Origin of the sequence: Chitinophaga parva (assembly GCF_003071345.1) — a bacterium.
Taxonomy (GTDB): Bacteria; Bacteroidota; Bacteroidia; order Chitinophagales; family Chitinophagaceae; genus Chitinophaga; species Chitinophaga parva.
Genome location: NZ_QCYK01000002.1, coordinates 1,170,837 through 1,188,795, shown reverse-complemented (window position 1 = coordinate 1,188,795; position 17,959 = coordinate 1,170,837). Strand labels below are relative to the sequence as shown.

The 17,959-nt window shown below is 50.7% G+C and carries 18 protein-coding genes; 7 read left to right on the top strand and 11 right to left on the bottom strand.

Translation table 11 applies throughout. From position 1 onward, the window contains the following. Window positions 1-16: 16 nt before the first annotated feature. The 3 genes from DCC81_RS15230 to DCC81_RS15220 form a co-directional block, all read right to left on the bottom strand. Window positions 17-3,172 (bottom strand): efflux RND transporter permease subunit, encoded by a 3,156-nt coding sequence (locus tag DCC81_RS15230; RefSeq protein WP_108688263.1) that lies wholly within the window; start codon window positions 3,170-3,172, stop codon window positions 17-19. Between the two features lie 239 nt (window positions 3,173-3,411). Then, window positions 3,412-4,599 carry an efflux RND transporter periplasmic adaptor subunit gene (locus tag DCC81_RS15225; protein WP_240612999.1) on the bottom strand — a complete coding sequence of 396 codons (1,188 nt, stop codon included), beginning with the start codon at window positions 4,597-4,599 and terminating at the stop codon, window positions 3,412-3,414. 180 nt (window positions 4,600-4,779) lie between these two features. After that, window positions 4,780-5,397 (bottom strand): TetR/AcrR family transcriptional regulator, encoded by a 618-nt coding sequence (locus DCC81_RS15220; RefSeq protein ID WP_108687461.1) that lies wholly within the window; start codon window positions 5,395-5,397, stop codon window positions 4,780-4,782. 225 nt (window positions 5,398-5,622) lie between these two features. On the opposite strand from DCC81_RS15220, the gene DCC81_RS15215 reads away from it, so the two are divergent. From DCC81_RS15215 to DCC81_RS15200, 5 genes are all read left to right on the top strand, one after another. Further along, window positions 5,623-5,952: a nucleotide pyrophosphohydrolase gene (locus tag DCC81_RS15215; RefSeq protein ID WP_108687460.1), complete on the top strand. Its 330-nt coding sequence runs from the start codon at window positions 5,623-5,625 to the stop codon at window positions 5,950-5,952. Beyond that, window positions 5,949-8,141, top strand: coding sequence for a DNA/RNA helicase domain-containing protein (locus tag DCC81_RS15210; RefSeq protein ID WP_108687459.1), 2,193 nt, complete (start codon window positions 5,949-5,951; stop codon window positions 8,139-8,141). The genes DCC81_RS15215 and DCC81_RS15210 overlap by 4 nt, the downstream gene beginning before the upstream one ends. Beyond that, on the top strand, window positions 8,138-8,314 hold the full coding sequence (locus DCC81_RS25570) for a hypothetical protein (protein ID WP_165806601.1): 177 nt from the start codon (window positions 8,138-8,140) through the stop codon (window positions 8,312-8,314). The genes DCC81_RS15210 and DCC81_RS25570 overlap by 4 nt, the downstream gene beginning before the upstream one ends. Before the next feature lie 50 nt (window positions 8,315-8,364). Further along, complete coding sequence (locus DCC81_RS15205; protein WP_165806600.1) at window positions 8,365-8,715, top strand: Crp/Fnr family transcriptional regulator; 351 nt, start codon at window positions 8,365-8,367, stop codon at window positions 8,713-8,715. A gap of 68 nt (window positions 8,716-8,783) precedes the next feature. Next, window positions 8,784-9,230, top strand: coding sequence for a DoxX family protein (locus DCC81_RS15200; RefSeq protein ID WP_108687457.1), 447 nt, complete (start codon window positions 8,784-8,786; stop codon window positions 9,228-9,230). Window positions 9,231-9,280: 50 nt separating this feature from the next. On the opposite strand, the gene DCC81_RS15195 is transcribed toward DCC81_RS15200, so the two are convergent. Then, the gene (locus tag DCC81_RS15195; RefSeq protein ID WP_108687456.1) at window positions 9,281-10,030 is read right to left on the bottom strand and encodes an ABC transporter permease; all 750 of its coding nucleotides are present in this window, start codon (window positions 10,028-10,030) and stop codon (window positions 9,281-9,283) included. 12 nt (window positions 10,031-10,042) lie between these two features. After that, window positions 10,043-10,822: an ABC transporter ATP-binding protein gene (locus DCC81_RS15190; RefSeq protein WP_108687455.1), complete on the bottom strand. Its 780-nt coding sequence runs from the start codon at window positions 10,820-10,822 to the stop codon at window positions 10,043-10,045. Between the two features lie 194 nt (window positions 10,823-11,016). Between DCC81_RS15190 and DCC81_RS15185 the strand changes: the two genes are divergently transcribed. Next, window positions 11,017-11,382, top strand: coding sequence for a VOC family protein (locus tag DCC81_RS15185; protein ID WP_108688261.1), 366 nt, complete (start codon window positions 11,017-11,019; stop codon window positions 11,380-11,382). 361 nt (window positions 11,383-11,743) lie between these two features. Here DCC81_RS15185 and DCC81_RS15180 read toward each other — a convergent pair whose 3' ends face one another. The 6 genes from DCC81_RS15180 to DCC81_RS15155 form a co-directional block, all read right to left on the bottom strand. Next, window positions 11,744-12,163: a hypothetical protein gene (locus tag DCC81_RS15180; protein ID WP_108687454.1), complete on the bottom strand. Its 420-nt coding sequence runs from the start codon at window positions 12,161-12,163 to the stop codon at window positions 11,744-11,746. A 79-nt stretch (window positions 12,164-12,242) separates the two neighbouring features. Beyond that, window positions 12,243-12,602: a hypothetical protein gene (locus tag DCC81_RS15175; RefSeq protein WP_108687453.1), complete on the bottom strand. Its 360-nt coding sequence runs from the start codon at window positions 12,600-12,602 to the stop codon at window positions 12,243-12,245. Window positions 12,603-12,810: 208 nt separating this feature from the next. Then, window positions 12,811-13,302: a DinB family protein gene (locus DCC81_RS15170; RefSeq protein WP_108687452.1), complete on the bottom strand. Its 492-nt coding sequence runs from the start codon at window positions 13,300-13,302 to the stop codon at window positions 12,811-12,813. Between the two features lie 119 nt (window positions 13,303-13,421). Further along, on the bottom strand, window positions 13,422-13,904 hold the full coding sequence (locus DCC81_RS15165) for a hypothetical protein (RefSeq protein WP_108687451.1): 483 nt from the start codon (window positions 13,902-13,904) through the stop codon (window positions 13,422-13,424). Window positions 13,905-13,948: 44 nt separating this feature from the next. Beyond that, the gene (locus DCC81_RS15160) at window positions 13,949-15,043 is read right to left on the bottom strand and encodes a metallophosphoesterase family protein (protein WP_108687450.1); all 1,095 of its coding nucleotides are present in this window, start codon (window positions 15,041-15,043) and stop codon (window positions 13,949-13,951) included. 164 nt (window positions 15,044-15,207) lie between these two features. Further along, window positions 15,208-15,705 carry a hypothetical protein gene (locus DCC81_RS15155; protein WP_108687449.1) on the bottom strand — a complete coding sequence of 166 codons (498 nt, stop codon included), beginning with the start codon at window positions 15,703-15,705 and terminating at the stop codon, window positions 15,208-15,210. 647 nt (window positions 15,706-16,352) lie between these two features. Here DCC81_RS15155 and DCC81_RS15150 point away from each other — a divergent pair. Next, complete coding sequence (locus DCC81_RS15150) at window positions 16,353-17,741, top strand: glycosyl hydrolase family 18 protein (protein ID WP_240612997.1); 1,389 nt, start codon at window positions 16,353-16,355, stop codon at window positions 17,739-17,741. Window positions 17,742-17,959 lie beyond the last annotated feature (218 nt).

Below are 17,959 nucleotides of genomic sequence, written 5' to 3'. Positions count from 1 at the left end.
TTAGCTTGAATATACATTAGTCGGTGATGGTGATTTCTTTGGGTCTGCGGGCACTTACCTTCTCCTGCCATGCCTGGAAGATCACGAACAGTACAGGGATGATGAACACACCCAGTACTACCCCGCTGAACATGCCCCCTACCGCACCGGTACCGATGGAACGGTTACCCAGCGCAGAGGCGCCTTGTGCACGCAGCAACGGCAACAGGCCGGCGATGAAGGCAAAGGAAGTCATGAGGATAGGCCGCAAACGCAGGCGGGCCGCTTCCAGCGCACTTTCCACGAGGCCCATACCAGCCTGGCGGCGCTGCACCGCGTACTCCACGATCAGGATGGCGTTCTTGGCCAACAGGCCCACCAGCATGATCAAACCTACCTGCACATAAATATTGTTTTCAATACCGGTGATACCGATGAAGATAAACACACCCATCAGACCTGTGGGAATACTGAGGATCACCGCCAGCGGCAGGATGTAGCTTTCATACTGGCCAGCCAGCAGGAAGTACACAAAGATGATACAGAGAATGAAGATGATACTGGTTTGTGAACCTGCACCAATTTCTTCACGCGTCATACCGGTCCACTCATAGGAATAGCCACGGGGCAGGGAATGTTCTGCCACTTCCTGGATGGCCTTGATGGCATCACCGGAGCTGTAGCCAGGCTTGGCCACCCCGTTGATGGTCACCGCGGTGAAGAGGTTATTACGGGCAATGGTTTCAGGACCATACACGCGGCGCAATGTTACCAGCGTGGAGGCCATTACCATCTGGCCGCTGCCGTTCTTCACATAAATATTATTCAGTGATTCCGGTTCCGCGCGGGACGCCATATCTGCCTGCACCACCACGCGGTAGAACTTACCAAAGCGGCTGAAGTCGGACGCAAAGCTGCTACCATAGTATACGGAGAGCGTCTGCAACAGGTCCGCTACGTTCACGCCCAGTTGCTTGGCCTTCTCCTGGTTCACGTCTATCTGGTACTGCGGGTTGCCGGTGTTGAACGTGGTGAATGCGTAGGCAATTTCCTTGCGTTTCATCAGCTCACCGATAAAGCCATAGGCAGTGGCACCCAGTTTCTCCAGATTGCCGGAACCGGTACGGTCCTGTAACATGAATTCAAAACCGGAGGTGTTACCAAAACCTTGTACGGTGGGCATGGTGAGCAGGAAAATGCCTGCTTCCTTGATCACGCTCAGCTTACCATTCAGGATGCCCATGATCTGGTTAATATCCTTCACCGCACCGCGGTCCTGGTAGTGTTTCAGGCGTACAAAGCCCACACCGTAGTTGGAACTGTTAGAGTTGGAAATAATATTCATACCCGCTACAGAGAAGTTCCTTTCCACGAAAGGTTCTTTTTCCAGGATGGCATTGATCTTATCCAATGTGGTCTGGGAGCGGTCCAGTGAAGCACCGGGAGGCAGGCTCATTGAATAGATAATGAAGCCCTGGTCTTCTGTAGGAATAAAGCCGGTAGGCGTTCTGCGGATAAGGAACACGGTGAAGATGGTGATCAGCACCAGGCCGGCAATGCCCACCCATTTGCGGCGGAACAGGAACTGCAGGCTGCGCTGGTATTTATTGGTCATGGCAGAGAAGCCGGTATTGAAAGCGGCAAAGAACCGCTTGCCAAGGCCTTTCTTTTCTGCATGGCCATGCTCCCCTTCTCCATGGATATTTTTCAGCAACAGCACGCAAAGCGCGGGGCTCAGCGTAAGCGCGTTCATGGCGGAGATGATAATGGAAATAGCCAGGGTAAAGGCAAACTGGCGGTAGAACACGCCCGCGGGGCCACTCATGAAGCCAACAGGGATGAACACCGCAGCCATTACGAGCGTGATGGAAATGATAGCGCCGGAAATATCATGCATGGATGACAGCGTAGCGGCACGTGGCGATAAATTGGTAGACTCCATCTTGGCATGCACCGCTTCCACTACCACGATGGCGTCATCCACCACGATACCGATGGCAAGGATGAGTGCAAACAGTGTCAGCAGGTTGATGGTAAAACCAAACAGCTGCATAAAGAAGAAGGTACCGATAATGGCCACCGGCACGGCAATGGCGGGAATGAGCGTGGAGCGGAAATCCTGCAGGAAGATGAACACCACGATAAACACCAGCACAAATGCTTCCAGCAGGGTATGTACCACCTGGTCAATAGACGCGTCCAGGAATTCCTTGGCAGAGTACATGGTCACGTAGCTCATGCCTTTGGGAAAGTCTTTGGAAGCTTTTTCTACCAGCTTGCTGGCAGCGGTGAGGATGTCATTCGCATTGGAACCGGCCGTCTGGAAGATAGCGATACCGGTAGCAGCCTGGCCATCCAGGTGGTTTGAGGCCGCATAGCTCAGCGCACCAAATTCCACGCGGGCCACATCGCGCAGGCGCAGTACGGAACCATCCGGGTTTGCCTTCAGCACAATGTTTTCATAATCTGCATTCTTACTCAGCTTGCCTTTGTATTTTAATACATACTCAAACGCTTCCTTGCTGCTCTGGCCAAAACGGCCGGGAGCTGCTTCCAGGTTCTGGTCGTGGATAGCGTTCAGTACATCCTGGGCAGACAGGTTATTGGCAGTAAGTCTTTCAGGCTTCAGCCAGATACGCATGGAGTAATCTTTACCACCAAAGATCTGGGCCTGGCCTACACCGGGAATACGTTGCAGGTCCGGTACGATGTTGATCTTGGCATAGTTCTGCAGGAATGTCTCATCAAAAGTGGAGTCATTGCCTTTCAGCCCAATTACGTAGATCATACTGTTCTGCTGCTTCTGGGTAGAGATGCCTGCGTTCACTACTTCAGCGGGGATCTGGCTGGTAGCGCGGGACACGCGGTTCTGCACGTTCACGGCAGCCAGGTCAGGATTGGTACCCAGTTTAAAGTACACGCTCAGCGTCATGGTACCGTCGTTGCTGGAGTTGGAGGTCATGTAGGTCATGTTCTCCACCCCGTTCACCGCTTCTTCAATGGGGGTAGCCACGGCGCGGGCCACTACTTCCGCGTTTGCACCGGGATAGGTGGCAGTTACCTGCACACAAGGCGGCGCAATGTCGGGAAACTGCGTGATGGGCAGTGTCAGCAAAGACAGCACACCAAGCAGGGTGAGTATGATAGAGATGACCGTTGATAACACCGGTCTTTCAATAAATCTTTTAAGCATTGTAGATGATTTGTGCTTTTCGCCAGGCATGCGCTGGGCTGTGCTCCACGCACGGGCGTGCAGTAAAATCGTGATAAGTACCTAAAACAGCGGGTGGCGCGCAAGGCATCCATCCCTTACCGGGCAAGGCTTTCGGCTATGGTGTGTTTTGATGCTGTTGATTCATTGTAACATCTTACACGGTTTGGGCCGATGCAGTGCGCCCCGCATGTTTTAACAACCTGATAAATAAATATGGATTAGAGTGGCTTGCCACTTACAAGGCTATCCAGTGGTTTCAGCTCGGGCTGGATCACCGCGCCATCACGGAGACGATCCAAACCGGTGTACACGATCTTGTCGCCGGCGGCCAGGCCTTTAGACACCAGGTAATAGTTGCCGCTGTGGCCACTTACCGTGATCGGTTTGCTGGATACTTTGTTGCTGTCGCCTACCTGGAATACGAAGATCTTGTCCTGCAGCTCAAAGGTAGCTTCTTCCGGGAGCAGGATGCTGCCGCTGTGGTGGGAGGTGATGCGGATCTTACCGGTATTGCCGGAGCGCAGCAGGCCATCTTTGTTCGGGAAGGTAGCGCGGAAGGCGATACTGCCGGTACCTTTATCAAACTGGCCTTCTACGGTTTCCACCTTACCTTTTTCTGCGTATACGCTGCCATCAGCGAGGATCAGGTCTACCGGCGGGATCTGTTTCAGTTTTTCTTCCACGCTCTTGCCGGGCTGCCCGTTCACAAACTCCAGGAAAGCAGATTCGCTCATGGAGAAATAGGCGTAGATATTCCTTACATCAGATACCATGGTGAGGGGCTGCGGTTCGCTGCGGCCTACCAGGCTACCGGTCTTGTAAGGGATCTTACCGATGTAACCGGAAGCAGGTGCAGTAACGGTGGTGTAACCGAGGCTGATGCCGGCATTGCCTTGTGCAGCCTGGGCCTGTGCCAGCTGTGCTTTTGCGGCGCTGTACATGGCCTGTGCAGATTTGAGCTGCACTTCGGAGATCACGTTGTGCGCCACCAGCGGTGTGAGGCGGTCTACTTCAATACGGGCTTTTTCCACGTTGGCCTTTGCGGCTTCCAGGTTTGCGCCTGCATTGTTATACTGCTCACTGTAGCTGCGGTCGTCTATTTTGAACAGGGGCTGGCCCTTGGTTACGTAGGCGCCTTCGTCCACATAGATCTTGGAGAGATAGCCATCTACCTGTGCGCGCACCTCTACGTTCTGGGTGCCTTCCAGGGAGGCGGTATATTCTTCGGTGGTATTAGCATCGGAGGCAGCGATGGCAAATACCGGCAGGGATGGCGTCTGCTGCTGGTAGTTACCTTCTGCGTTCGTATGACCGCAGCTGCTGAGGGCCATGGAGAACAGTACGGCGGCTGTGGCGAGTAGCGCGGCTGTGCTGATGGCGGGTTTGGTAATAGTACGATTCTTCACAAGCATAAACATTGAAATTAAGAGAGTGATAGTGTGTGTATGTGTGTTCTTTTTTTGGGGGTAACAAGCAATAAACAAGATAATTTTACCATCGTTAGTTTATTTACCAGTGTTAACCTAATATGAACAAAACGGCGGTGAAAAACATAACATTTTGTACATCAGTGTTTTTGGTAAATCTTACTGGTTAATGCTCCGGATAATGCCTTTGATGGCGTCATTGAGGATAGTACGATTGAATTCCTCAGAGAGGCAGCTGTTCTCCACTTTTTTCTGTACGAGGTTCAGTGAGATCAGTCCGTGCAGAATAGCCCAGAAGGTGTAGAAACGGCGGTCTGCGTCCTGGTCTGGGTGCTTGCTGTGGGCGATCATTTCTTCGATCACAGCCATCACCTGCTTGGAGGCCATTTCAAAAGAGGGGCAGTCGCTGAGCGTAGCTTCACAACAACCCATTTCCACACCGTACATGAGTTTATAGTAAGCCGGTTGATCAAAAGCGAAGTCCCAGTAGGCCAGCCACATGGCTTCCAGTTGATCTTCCAGGGTGTGGTGCGCTTCGCGGGCGGCCTTCACCTTGGCGCTGAGCAGCATGTGCCCTTTTCGGGTAAACTCCAGCAGGAGTGCGTCCTTACTTTGAAAATGCCCGTAGATGATGGGGGCAGTGTATTCGATAGCGTCGGCGATACGGCGCATGGAGAGGGCGGACCACCCTTCCTCTTCCACGATCTGCCATCCTGCTTCCAGGATCCGGCAGCGTACATCTTCTTTAAGCCTTTGTTTTCTTTCTACACTTCCCATTTTTTAGGGCATTAAGTTTTTTAACACCGTTAAGCAAAAGTAGAAACAAAAATTGATTCGGTGTATCAGGGGGGTGAAAAAATATTTTCCGGCTTGATTAATTTAGTTGATTTTCAGATGGTTAGGTAGGACTATCATTCCGGATAGTGGGGACGATCCGCCCGGAATCATATTGAAACTCATATATGCAGGATAATCTTTACATTTAAGTTTTAAGCATGTACCATGAAAGACTGGCAATTACTGACTGAGAAACTGAGGCAATTTAACCTCGAACGTGACTGGTCGCAATTTCACAATCCGAAGGACCTGGCCCTGGCCTTGAGTATAGAAGCTGCTGAGCTTAACGAGCTTTTCCTGTGGAAACAGCCCTGGGAGGCAAATCCACTTAAGGTAAAGGAGGAACTCGCAGACATTTTTGCCTATGCGTTGCTGCTGGCAGACAAATACAATCTTGACATCAACGAAATAGTTACCGATAAGATCAGCCAAAACGCTCAAAAATACCCTGCGAACAAGGCCAAAGGCAACGCGCGCAAATATGATGAACTATGAGTGAAATTCATCCATTTTCTATTGTAACCTATCCATTCGATAAATCCCTTCCTGAAAAAATCGAAAACGAATTTTTTGCTGACGAGGGTTGGCCAATCGTTTACCTGTTGAGCAATCAAAGTAGTAAAGAAATCTATATAGGTGAGACAACCGACGTTAACCAGCGTTTTAAGGCCCACCTGAATACACCCGTTAAATCAAAGCTCATTGATGCCCACGTGCTTAACAGCCGCCTTTTCAACAAATCCATCACACTGGATCTTGAAGCCAATCTTATTAATTACATGACTGGCGATGGAAAATTTAAGTTGCTTAATGCAAATGCCGGGATGGGTTCCCATAGTTACTTTCAAAAAAATGAGCTTTACAAAGATTTCTTCCAGCAGATCTGGCGACAACTTATCGAAAAAGGACTGGCAGATGGTTCGCTGGAAAAAATAAAAAATGCTGAACTCTTCAAGTTATCGCCCTTCAAGACATTGAGTGCAGATCAAAAAGCCGGGCTTATTACAATTATACGCGCTGTACTAGATGATAAACATCGCACGGTATTTATTGAAGGAGGCGCCGGCACCGGAAAGTCTGTATTGGCAATCTTCTTCTTCAAGCTTTTACATACCCCTATCAAGGATTTCAGTTTCGTAGATTTTGAAGCCGCTGAACAAACGGAACTGAGAGACCTTGTTTGGAAATTGAAAGAGAAATACCCGGAACCAAAAGCCGCAATAGTGGTGCCAGTTATTTCGTTCCGTGGCTCATTATCAAGGGTCTTTTCGAAGATAAACGGCCTCAGGGCAAATATGGTTATAGGCCCTAACGACGCCACCAAAAAACATTATGACATTCTCGTTGTAGATGAGTCTCACCGCCTGCGCCAGGACAAAAACCTTATGCCAAGACATTCGAATGTTTTTAAACAAAAGTCTATTACATTGGGTATGACCCCCCATATTCATACTGAGTTAGACTGGACACTGAAACAATCCGATAAAACCATACTCTTTTATGATGCGTTTCAAGGCATCAAGCCAAGCGATGTGCCGGAGGAGGAATTTGATAAGTTAAAAAATGATCACGAGCATACGAAGGTCGAATACCTTACCTCACAATTCAGGGCTAAAGGTGGCAACAAATACCAGCGGTTCGTAACCCGTCTGCTCAATGATGAGTTGCCCAAAGATCAACAAATGGCTAAATTTCCAGAGTACGATTTCTTTTTATTTGACGATCTGAAAGTGTTTATCGAACAGATTGCCCTTCGCGAACGGGAATTTGAGCTTTGTCGAGTGGTGGCAGGATTTGCCTGGCCCTGGCTATCCAAATCGGACAAAAGCAAGTTCGACATAGAAATTGGAGATGTGAAATTAAAATGGAACCACAAAACAAAAGATTGGATAAATTCTAAAGGTGCTAAAGATGAAGTGGGTTGCATCCACACGGTGCAAGGCTATGATCTCAACTACGCTGGCGTAATATTCGGCCCCGAAATAGGTTATGATGAAATACAAGAGTCCATTGTTATCTACGAAGACAATTACAAGGACAAGGCTGGTAAGCGGGGGGTGAAGGATAAAGTACAACTGAAAACATATATCAGGAATATTTACAAAACCCTTCTCCTCCGTGGCATTGAAGGAACCTACGTTTACGTTTGTAACGACGCCTTGCGAAAGCATTTTGCAAAATATATACCATGGTTCAAGGAAACCTACACGGCGCAAATCGGACTAATTGCAACTGTTCCGCTCTATAGTATAAAGGTTGCCGCAGGGCAATTTGGATCAACCCAGGCTGTCAGCAGTGAATTTGAACAAGTTCCCTTGCCTCCCGGTATTCGCCATAGTGAAGATCTATTTGCCTGCCAGGTATTAGGAGAATCGATGAATAAGAAAATACCCAACGGGGCTGTCTGTCTTTTTAGGAAGTACAGTGGTGGCAGTAGAGAGGGTCAAATTGTGCTAGTTGAAATGACAGATCCACAGGAAGCTATTCCCGGGTCTTCCTATACAGTAAAGGAATACCAGAGTTTAAAAATTGCAACCAGCGATGGGAGCTACCTACACACTGCAATAAAACTGATACCACACTCAACGGATAACCGGTTTACTCCTATTCATTTACAAGCAGACGAAATACTGGAATTGAAAGTCATTGGTATATTTGAATGCGTGCTATCTTTACCCCAATGACAAACCTCCTTGCTGTACGCGCCGCCCTGGAAAAACTAACCCTCTTCCCAGAGCCGGAATGGGTCATTTTCCGGGATCATCTGCAGCCGGCCGGTTTTAAAAAGGACGAATTCCTCTACCGCGAAGGCCAAATGGAGCAGCATATCTATTCTATTTCATTTATGAAGGCGTGACCCGGTCTTTTTTCTCAAAAGATGGCCGGGAGTACACGTTTGATTTTTTCTTGTCGACCATTTTGCCACCGCCTTCACTCTTTTTTGCAGCGCGCCCCTCCGCCATCAATATCCAGGCCCTGGAGGCTACGAAGGCCTACCGCATTCATCACGAAGACCTGGAAACATTATATAAAACCGGTGCGGCGGCGGAGAGGGTGGGCAGGCACGTGGCGGAGCACCAGTTCATCCGGCGTAGTGTAAAGGAATTGAAACTCCTCTCACTTACGGCGAAGGAGCGCTACCAGCACCTGTTTGAAGAGCACCCAGACATAGTGAGCCGGATCTTCGTGAAGAATTTGTCTTCTTACCTGGGCATACATCCCGAACGCCTGAGCAGGATCAGACGGCAGCCACGCTGAATGCAGAAACTAACCCGGGTCATTTTTTCTTGCGATCATTGGCCCACCTTTGTCTTCAAACGCACGCCATGAAACCACTGATCATCGTACTGGCCTCCGCCTCCCTCAGCTCTCTGCTCGTCTTTCATTCCGTACATGGAGGCTGGCAGCTGGTATGGCCCGCCAGCATTGGCATGAGCGCCATGCTGCTGCTTACCGCCGTCGGCCATTTCATGTACACATCCGGCATGGTGCTGATGCTGCCTCCCCTCCTTCCTGCCAAAAAATTCATTGTATTGTTTACCGGTGTATTGGAAATGGCAGCTGCCATTGGCCTGCTCCTTCCTGCATGGCGCAGCATCACAGCCATCTGCCTGCTGGTATTTTTCATCCTCATCTTGCCGGCTAATGTATATGCCTGTATGAAAAAAGTGAACCTGGTCAGGGCAGATCATACCGGGCCAGGCCCCTCCTATTTATGGCAGCGCATTCCTTTCCAGACAGTGCTTATGGCATGGGCGGCATTCCTGGTATAAGAAACGCGGCCCCTTACGAGGCCGCGTTCCAGGTAAAAGAATGGCGTGTTTTATTTGATGCTCCACTTGAAATTGCGGATGCCGATCACGGCAAACACAATGGTGTAGCCTATTGTAGCCAACAGGGCCAATGTAGTATCGTGGGTCCAGTGGGAAATGTCCATGCCGCCGGCAAGAATGTTGCGCACCACACCGTAGGGCGACCATTCCGTGATCGTTTTCACCTGTTCACCCAGCTGGCCAAATTGCCCCAGCATGCCCACGAAGATGAAAATGAAATACACCATGCGGGAAGTAGCGTTCACGGTTTCAGGATTCTTCAGCATGCCTACAATGATCTGGCCTATACTCAGGTACAGGGCGCCGCTTATCAATGCAGTGAACAATGTAACCACGTAGCCGGAAGCACTGATGGTGACATGATCAAAATAATAACCACCCACGTATACGAAGACCACCAGCAGCAGGATCATGGCCAGCTGTACCAACAGGCGGCTCACCATGATGGACCAGCGGGGCACGGGTGCCACCCGCAGGCGCTGGAATACACCTTTCTCGCGGTCGCGGGCAATGGAGTTGGAATAACCCATGAGACCAATGGCCACCAGGCCAATGGTGATAGCGCTGGACAATATGTAAGCAGCACCAAATTTATCGACCAGCGGGCGCCAGGAATAGAGGATGATCACCGGTACCAGTAAAATCAATATCATGGAGCGGCGGTTTCTCCACTGGGTGGTCAGATCCGCACGCAGTAAGCTTTTTAGTGCAGTTGCAGTTGAAGGGATGCTCGTTTGCATAACAGTTGTTTTTTAAGCGCGCACGCTGGTGCCGGTTAAACCAATAAATACATCTTCCAGGGTGATGCGCCCTTTGCGGGACACGGCGATCACCTCCGCATCGTGGCGGTGCCGTTCAATCAAAGCTTCCGGCGTATCGGTAGCGATGATGCTGCCATGATCAATGATGGCAATACGGTCACACACAGACTCTGCTTCTTCCATGGAGTGCGTGGTGAGCAGGATGCCATGGCCCTGTGTGCGCAGCGCTTCAATGCGTTCCCACAATGCGCGGCGCGACTGGGGATCGAGACCGGTGGTGGGCTCGTCCAGCAGTACCAGTTTGGGATCGTGCACAATGGCGATGAGAAGGGACACCCTTTGCTGCTGGCCACCGGAAAGCTGGCCGTAGCGGCGGTTTGCAGCATCGGCCAGGCCTATGCGGTCCAGCATTTGCTGCAGGGCAGCGTTGTTGAGTGATACCCCGTAAATGCCTGCATACAACTGCACGATCTCGGTGATGGTAAGCTCTGCCTGGAAGCTGTTGGCCTGTAATTGCACGCCCATGGAGGCGCGGGCATGGAGGGGATGGGAAGTGATGTTGTAGCCATCTACGGTGATGGTACCGGCATTGGGTGTTAGCAAGCCTTCGATGGCGCTGAGGGTACTGGTTTTGCCGGCGCCATTGGGGCCCAGCAGGCCAAAGATCTCGCCGGGTTTTACGCCAAACGAAACGCTTTTTACCGCCTGTACATTGCCGTAGCGCACCTGCAGGTCTGCTACCTGTAATACATACTGAGTTTGGTTGTCCATGTGAGGAGTGTTTAGATCAACGCTGTAAAATTGGGTAAACAAATGTACGGCGCCAATAAACCCTAGGCTACCGGCACAGGACCACCGGTAAAAGGAGCAAACTGACCGGTGAAAATGGCCCCGGGGCTTTTCCGTTCATATAAACGTTGCAACACCTGATACCTGGCATCGGCAAAAAATCCTATTCTTGCAGTATGCGCTTCACAAAACTCATCCCCAATATTTTTTATGCGGACATCCGCGTGGGCTACCAGGTATTCGTGGACTGCCTGGGCTTTACCATCGCTTACGAAGAAAAACAGGGCGAGCCATTCGCCGTTATTGTACGGGACGATCTGAAGATCCACCTGGTGCAAAGCGCGGAATTTGCCGCCAAGGACCGCCCGGAGATCCGTATAGAGACAGACGATATCGAGGCCGCCTTTGCCATGGTGTCCGAACGTTTCCCGGAGTTGCTGCACCCCAACCTGAAGGCCATCAAGCGCCAGCCCTGGGGCCCGCGTGAGTTTGCCCTCCGTGACCCGAGCGATGTATGCATCATTATTGTACAGTGGGACTAGCCTGGCAACGCAAACGTCCCTATGAAGATCGCAAGGGCGTTTGCCGCCAGGATGGATGCTCAAATTTATTTTAGTAACGCCCGCATGTTAAGGATGGATGTATTCTTACAATGTCTGCATGCCCGGAATGGATGCTCCCTGTATCCAGACTATGCATGCGGATGAACTGCTATGCCTTCTTATGCCAGCAGGGCTTTAGTGCCCAATAGCTGGTCGGGATTTTTCAACGCCTGGTAATGTAACAGACATAAGACATGGTTTATCCCTGCATGCCCAAAATATGATGCCAAAAGCAGGCCGGCTCCGCCATGGGAGAATGTTTAAAAAAGAACGCCAGCCCTGGGGGCCGGCGCTCTTTCGTTTAACCAACGGTGACGGTAGGTATAGGGCCAACAGGGGGAGGCGGCACAATGGGTACCTGCAAACCATGCTGTCTTGATTTTTTCCTGCCCCGGAAAAACAGGTAAAGATTAAAGAAGAGCATAACGCCCAGGTACACACAATAACCACCCAGCTTGGTGCTCAGGGCTTCCATGAGAGAGCGTGCGCCTGGCAGTTCACGGCTGATCTCCATGATCCAGAAGGCAAAGCCCAGGTTGAGCAGGTAGAAGCCGGTTTCAAAGAGTTTATTGGTAGCGCTGGCAATGTCTGCCCTGCCATGGAAAATATCCAGCATGAACACCTTTCCATTTTTGAACAGGATGTGCGCCACATACCATGTTAAAATAGTAACCACGGGGAGATAGATCAGGTAAGCCTGAAAATTATAAACGGTTTGCATACAACTATGATTTATTGAATGAATGCGGTGCTGTTGGTGAATGGAACCAATATCATGATGTGGGAGAAGTGACCCAATGCTATGATTCCGGAGGCTTGATTGAATGCAGTTTTTCGCGGGAAAGGTACAACCAGCCCATGTTCGCGAAGTGCATGAAGGCCAGGGTGAGCATGATCTTGCCGGTCATGGTGGTGATGCTGACGAGCAGCTCCATCGGGTTATTGACGGTGCTCCAGCGCTGCAGCATGAGGGCAGCGTAACCAAGGTTTACGAGGTAATAGCCTACCAGCAGGGCGCGGTTGATAAACTGTGCGAGGGCGGCATCGCCATGCAGCAGCTCCAGGATGAAAAGGCGGCCGTTACGGTAAAAAAGCAGGCCTACGCGTACGGTAATGAGGTAGGTCAGGAAGAGATAAATGAGGTAAGCTAAGGTGTTCATGTGTTATCGCTTCGTTGATAACTCAAAATTACGGAATATTCGGAACTTTCAAAATTTTCTGAAAATTTATTTTCGCACGGATCATGAAAAAAACAGGATGAAAGGAAATGTTTGTGCAAACAAAAAAGGGTCAATGCCCACACCAGTGGACATTGACCTTTTTCCACTGTTTCGGCGGAAGGAAAGTTACGTTTTGTTATACCATCACCTACTGCTCATCTGCAGACGGACCATAGCTGCCGGGGATGGGGATGTCCAGCAGGCGCAGGTACACGCCCAACTGGGCACGGTGGTGGGTGATCTGGTTCAGCGTCATGCGGATCACCTCGGCCTTGGTGCGGCGGTCCAGGACCTGCTCACCGACGCTCAGGGTCCATTCTTTATCCAGCTGGCTGCCATCGTTACCTTTCAGGGCATCAAGGCCGGTAGAGAGGGACGATTCAAAGTAATCCAGGATGTCCTTGGTGTTTTTAGGCACCATCGGCTCATAAGGGTTGGCCTGGAAATCAAGGCCGTCGGTGTGCAGGGCCATATCCGCCCAGGCGGGCAACTCTGCCACATGCGATGCCAGCTGGCCCAGGGTCATGCTCTTGGGATGGGGCTGCCAGCCCAGCTTATCGCCTGGTACACGTTCCAGCATTTTACGGGTGGTCACAGATTCTTGATCAAGCTCTTTCAGGAAGATGGAATTCAGGTTCATATTTGTGTGTTTTTGTTTTACAATACAAAGAACCACACGCGGTGTGACAACCTTATGTCAGTAGGTTTTGACAACTTAAAAAAAAGCGGGATTTTTCCCGGAGGGAGGCATAACCGGCATCAAAATTCCTTGCGCAGTGCCTCCAGTTCGCGGCGGTACTCATATTGCAGGTCTTCATGCTGGGCTTCTATGCCCACCCGGATCTTTTTTAATAACTGGTCATACATATTGGATAACTGCACGCTGTGCCGGAAAGGGATGCCGGATTCCGCGGATTTCTTGCCGAAATACAGGAGCAGCTCTATCTCCGCCGTTTTGGAACCGGTATAACGTATATGCTTGTTCGTGAGCCGCAGGATACGGCGGAGGGATTTTTTTACCAGGTAAAGATTGGAATATTTTAATGCGGCAAACTCCTCGTCCAGGAAGGTCTTTACAGACTCGATGTAGCGTTCCAGGTTATCCCCATCAAAGAGCAAAAAGGTGAGCAGCTCCTTGTTTTCCATTTTGTATTTGGCCAAACGCAGGCAGATCTCCACCAGGTCTTTGTGAGGTACCTGCAGCAATTCCTTCTTTATTTCCGCAACAGAGGCTGATTTCATATCCCCGCTAAGTTAGCGGTTTTCCTGCGTTTGCGAAGGGGCTGTTAACGCAGCGAGATCGTCTTCACATCCCCCCACTCCATACGGCCCCCATCCTTCTTCGGCTTCGCATTCCAGAACAGCTGGCGCACCGTAAGCTGCAGTGTTGCCTGGTCAATGCTGATCAGCTGGAATGACAACTGCTGCTCATCACTGGCAGACTCCTTGCCTTTCATCGGGGAATCTACCCGGAACACCGGCAGCGCTACGTTTTTGGAAGGGCCACTGTAGGTATAGTATTGATTCCAGTTTTCATGGCCATGAAAGTAAGCCCGGATGTTGGGATGCGCCTGCAGGAAACGGGCAAACTGTTCCTGCTCATAGGTATTCGTAGGTGGCGTGTGCAGGGTATCTGACAGGAGGTTCTGGTATTGATCCTTTTTATTAATCGTATGCGGCGGGAAGGGATTGATAAAATGCGATGCATCACCGTCCGGGGGATCGTGGGCAAAGATGAGCACCGGGGTGCCTGCGGCCACATGGCGCAGGTCTTTTTCCATCCAGCCCCGTTCTTCACTATCCGGCCAGATGCTGATAAAAATGCAATGCACTTTGCCAATATCCCGGGTGTAATGGATCTTGTCTTTTTTATAATTGAAAGTAGCGGCAGTTCTTACGGCGGGTTTCATCTCCAGGTTGTAGATACCTACCATGGAACTATTGTCGGTAGCGGGTTTCATCGGTTTATAATAACCGGTCGCATCGGATGCGTCATGATTACCGGGTACCAGCAGTAAGGGCGCATGGAGTGTAAGCTTGCCCAGGTATGCTTTAGTGAACTGTTTCCAGCTCACCGCTGCAGGCGGGTACGGCGGTTGCTGGCGGTTACACAGGTCGCCGGTGATAGCCACATAACTGATCTTATCAATTGCCTGGCCCTCCCCTGCACCCTTATCTCTGGGCAGCTCCAGTCCTGGCAGGATATTCATTTGCGCAATCATGGCCTTGTTCACCGTTTCTGACGGCACTTTTTTCTTTCCACGGAATTCTTTGCGGCTGATGCCAAAATGTACGTCGGATGTAAAGACAATATGGGTTACCTGTGCAAATGTGCTGTGCCATACAAACAGGAGCACCAATGTACCAAGGATACGTTTCATAACAATAAATTAATACGGCCCGGCATCCGGACCGTCAAATATAAACACAAAAAAGCGGCCGCAAAGAATTGCAGCCGCCTTCACATATGTAACCATTTATCAAACTATTCTCCTGAAAGAAAGTGGTCCCTGAAACAAGGGCATGTTGATCGTAATATCTTAATCTATGCCAGGTGAATATTTAAATATGCAGACCATTGCTCGTGCTGGCGGGAAAGTCCCATCAGGAACGCGCGCATATCCCCGTCTATATGACATTTGCAGGTATGATACAGGTAACGGTGGAGGCGGTTGCGCAATCCCTCGAGCCGGTGTTGCAGCAGTTGCAACTGCTCCTTGCCACTGGCTATATAACGCACGGCCTCATTGCATGCATCTCCCAGCATCTCGTCCAGCAGGCCCTCGGTATAATAACCGGTATCGCAAAGCCTGCGGCGCACTGCATCTATTACAATATCCATTTCCATGCAGAAACGCTGGTGATAACGCCGTACAGTGGTCTCGTTACCGCCGCCGGTGTCCCAGTAACAATTGCGGGCAAAGAGGGCCAGCCGGTGCTCGTCTGCCAATACCTGGTACAACATGGCCGCCGTGGCCAGCGCCCGGCTATCCTGCTCCGGGCCAGGCTTGCCAGTGAAAATGGAATAAGATGTGAAGCTCATTTTCTTCCGTTTTAATGTATGTGGGTTGTCATTCTCATTAGCCAACTTGCATGCCATTCTCCAGAACCCTTGCTGGTACTGACTTTCATTAAAACTGCCCTTTGCCCCGTTCGCGATATTTCGTCAATTAGCCATTTTATTTACGAAAACCGGCCTTCCGTTACCGGTCGCCCCGGCACTTTATCCATCTATAACGCTCACATCCCTGAAGATGTTCACAGGCAAGGATGAATCTTTTTTGGGGAACCAATATTTAATCCCGGCGCAGGACGGCCTGTAGATGCCCGGGAAGTTTACAGCTCCGGGTTTGTTTTACCGGATTTTATTCTTATCTTCATCATGAAGCACTAAGGACCACCGACTACCACCGGTTCGTGATGTTACCCGATCTCCATATTATAAACCAATTACCGGCGGCTGTTTTCTGTACATTTCTCCGTATCACATCATTGTTTCCCGGCCAGGAATTGGCAATGTGGCTCATCACCCTTGCTTCTCACTGATTAAAATTGTTGTAATTGTTTCACCGGCACGACAACCACGCCTGCCGGCGATCTGTGGCTTGTAACACGCTGCCCGGCTGATGCCGGGGGGATGCCGCTGTATTGTGCTTATTCATTATTAATAAACCCAAATTCCATTAACGTATGAAAATTGTAAGTTATCTCCGTTTCCTGCTCGCGATGGCATTCTTATTCGGCATGAGTGCCTGTTCCAAACAAGTGATCAACAAGACCGGCGGTGAGGCCGGCACCACTCCAAGAGCCATATCTGCCGCGGATTTTCGCGTGGTGGGCTACATGCCCTCCTGGGCAGGCGATGTGAATGCGGTGCAGTATTCAAAACTGACGCACATCAATTATGCATTCATCCTGCCCAACGCATCCGGCACGCTGCAGGCGCTGGACAACCCGTCCAAACTGCAATCCCTCGTTACCCTTGGGCACCAGCACAACGTAAAGGTGCTCATTTCCGTAGGTGGATGGAACAATGGGGACGACAGCGGCTTTGAAGGCCTGGCCGGGACGTCTGCCAAACGCACCACGTTTGTGAATGCAGTCATCAACCTCGTAAACCAGTACAACCTGGACGGGGTGGACATTGACTGGGAATACCCGGACAATGGAACATCTTCCAGCAATTACACTGCGCTGATGTCGCAGCTGAGCACCGAGATGCACAACCGCGGCAAGCTGCTCACCGCGGCTGTAGTATCTGACGGTGGCTCCAGCATTGCGGCGGCCGTATTTGGTTATGTAGATTTCCTGAACCTGATGGCTTACGATGGAGATGGTCCCAATCACTCTCCCTACTCGCTGGCTGTTACTTCCATCAATTACTGGGAAGGCCGCGGACTGGCCACCAACAAGGCTATCCTGGGCCTGCCCTTCTATGGCCGTTCTTCCTCGGAGTACGTGGATTACAAAGACATCCTCTCCCGCGGTGGCAGTCCTAATTCCGACAGCTACAATGGTATTGGTTACAACGGCATTCCGACCATCAAGAGTAAAACGGAACTGGCATTCTCATCTGCCGGAGGCGTGATGATCTGGGACCTGAATGCAGATGCTTCCGGCGCCAACTCACTGCTGAGCGCCGTGCACGATGTAGTGGTAGCGCATGCCAATGGCGGTAGCACCAACCCGGGTACAGCGCCCATTGGCCAGACCATTACGCTGAAAGGCTTTAATGGCATGTATGTAAGCAGCAAGAATGGCACCGCACCTATGATCTGCAATGTGAGCACCCTCGGTAGTTGGGAAAACTTTACCGTGGTGGATGCAGGCGGTGGCAAGATTGCCCTGCGTGGCAGCAATGGCCTGTATGTATCCAGTGAAAACGGGCTGGCAGATATCAATTGTAACCGCACCACCATCCAGGATTGGGAGAAGTTTGACTGGGTAGGCAATGCCGCCGGCCAGGTAGCTTTCCGGGGTAATAACGGCAAGTTCATTTCTTCTGAGAATGGCACCAAGAATATGACCTGCAACCGGGACGTAGCCTCCGGCTGGGAATATTTTGGCGTGAATCAATAGCGGGAAAACGCCGGGATGCAGCGCACACCCACATCCCGGCGTTCTTATAAGTGCTACTTTCGTTACCGGTGCTGGCTTGGGACGGCAGGCAGCAGATGGCCTGGGAGTTTTATTTTTCTCTCCCAAAGCCCCGCTGGCAATATTATTGCAGCAGAAAACAACCGGTACACAATTCCAGTTCAAGGGCAGGCATACCAGCGACGTGGAGTTGTATTAAA

Bases quoted from the DNA above. Each gene is read 5' to 3' on its own strand.
- DCC81_RS15170 (WP_108687452.1), bottom strand. From the start codon at position 13,302: ATGAACCTGAATTCCATCTTCCTGAAAGAGCTTGATCAAGAATCTGTG.
- DCC81_RS15230 (WP_108688263.1), bottom strand. From the start codon at position 3,172: ATGCTTAAAAGATTTATTGAAAGACCGGTGTTATCAACGGTCATCTCT.
- DCC81_RS15200 (WP_108687457.1), top strand. From the start codon at position 8,784: ATGAAACCACTGATCATCGTACTGGCCTCCGCCTCCCTCAGCTCTCTG.
- DCC81_RS15180 (WP_108687454.1), bottom strand. From the start codon at position 12,163: ATGCAAACCGTTTATAATTTTCAGGCTTACCTGATCTATCTCCCCGTG.
- DCC81_RS15190 (WP_108687455.1), bottom strand. From the start codon at position 10,822: ATGGACAACCAAACTCAGTATGTATTACAGGTAGCAGACCTGCAGGTG.
- DCC81_RS15210 (WP_108687459.1), top strand. From the start codon at position 5,949: ATGAGTGAAATTCATCCATTTTCTATTGTAACCTATCCATTCGATAAA.
- DCC81_RS15185 (WP_108688261.1), top strand. From the start codon at position 11,017: ATGCGCTTCACAAAACTCATCCCCAATATTTTTTATGCGGACATCCGC.
- DCC81_RS15155 (WP_108687449.1), bottom strand. From the start codon at position 15,705: ATGAGCTTCACATCTTATTCCATTTTCACTGGCAAGCCTGGCCCGGAG.
- DCC81_RS15175 (WP_108687453.1), bottom strand. From the start codon at position 12,602: ATGAACACCTTAGCTTACCTCATTTATCTCTTCCTGACCTACCTCATT.
- DCC81_RS15160 (WP_108687450.1), bottom strand. From the start codon at position 15,043: ATGAAACGTATCCTTGGTACATTGGTGCTCCTGTTTGTATGGCACAGC.
- DCC81_RS15150 (WP_240612997.1), top strand. From the start codon at position 16,353: ATGAAAATTGTAAGTTATCTCCGTTTCCTGCTCGCGATGGCATTCTTA.
- DCC81_RS15220 (WP_108687461.1), bottom strand. From the start codon at position 5,397: ATGGGAAGTGTAGAAAGAAAACAAAGGCTTAAAGAAGATGTACGCTGC.
- DCC81_RS15165 (WP_108687451.1), bottom strand. From the start codon at position 13,904: ATGAAATCAGCCTCTGTTGCGGAAATAAAGAAGGAATTGCTGCAGGTA.
- DCC81_RS15195 (WP_108687456.1), bottom strand. From the start codon at position 10,030: ATGCAAACGAGCATCCCTTCAACTGCAACTGCACTAAAAAGCTTACTG.
- DCC81_RS15215 (WP_108687460.1), top strand. From the start codon at position 5,623: ATGAAAGACTGGCAATTACTGACTGAGAAACTGAGGCAATTTAACCTC.
- DCC81_RS25570 (WP_165806601.1), top strand. From the start codon at position 8,138: ATGACAAACCTCCTTGCTGTACGCGCCGCCCTGGAAAAACTAACCCTC.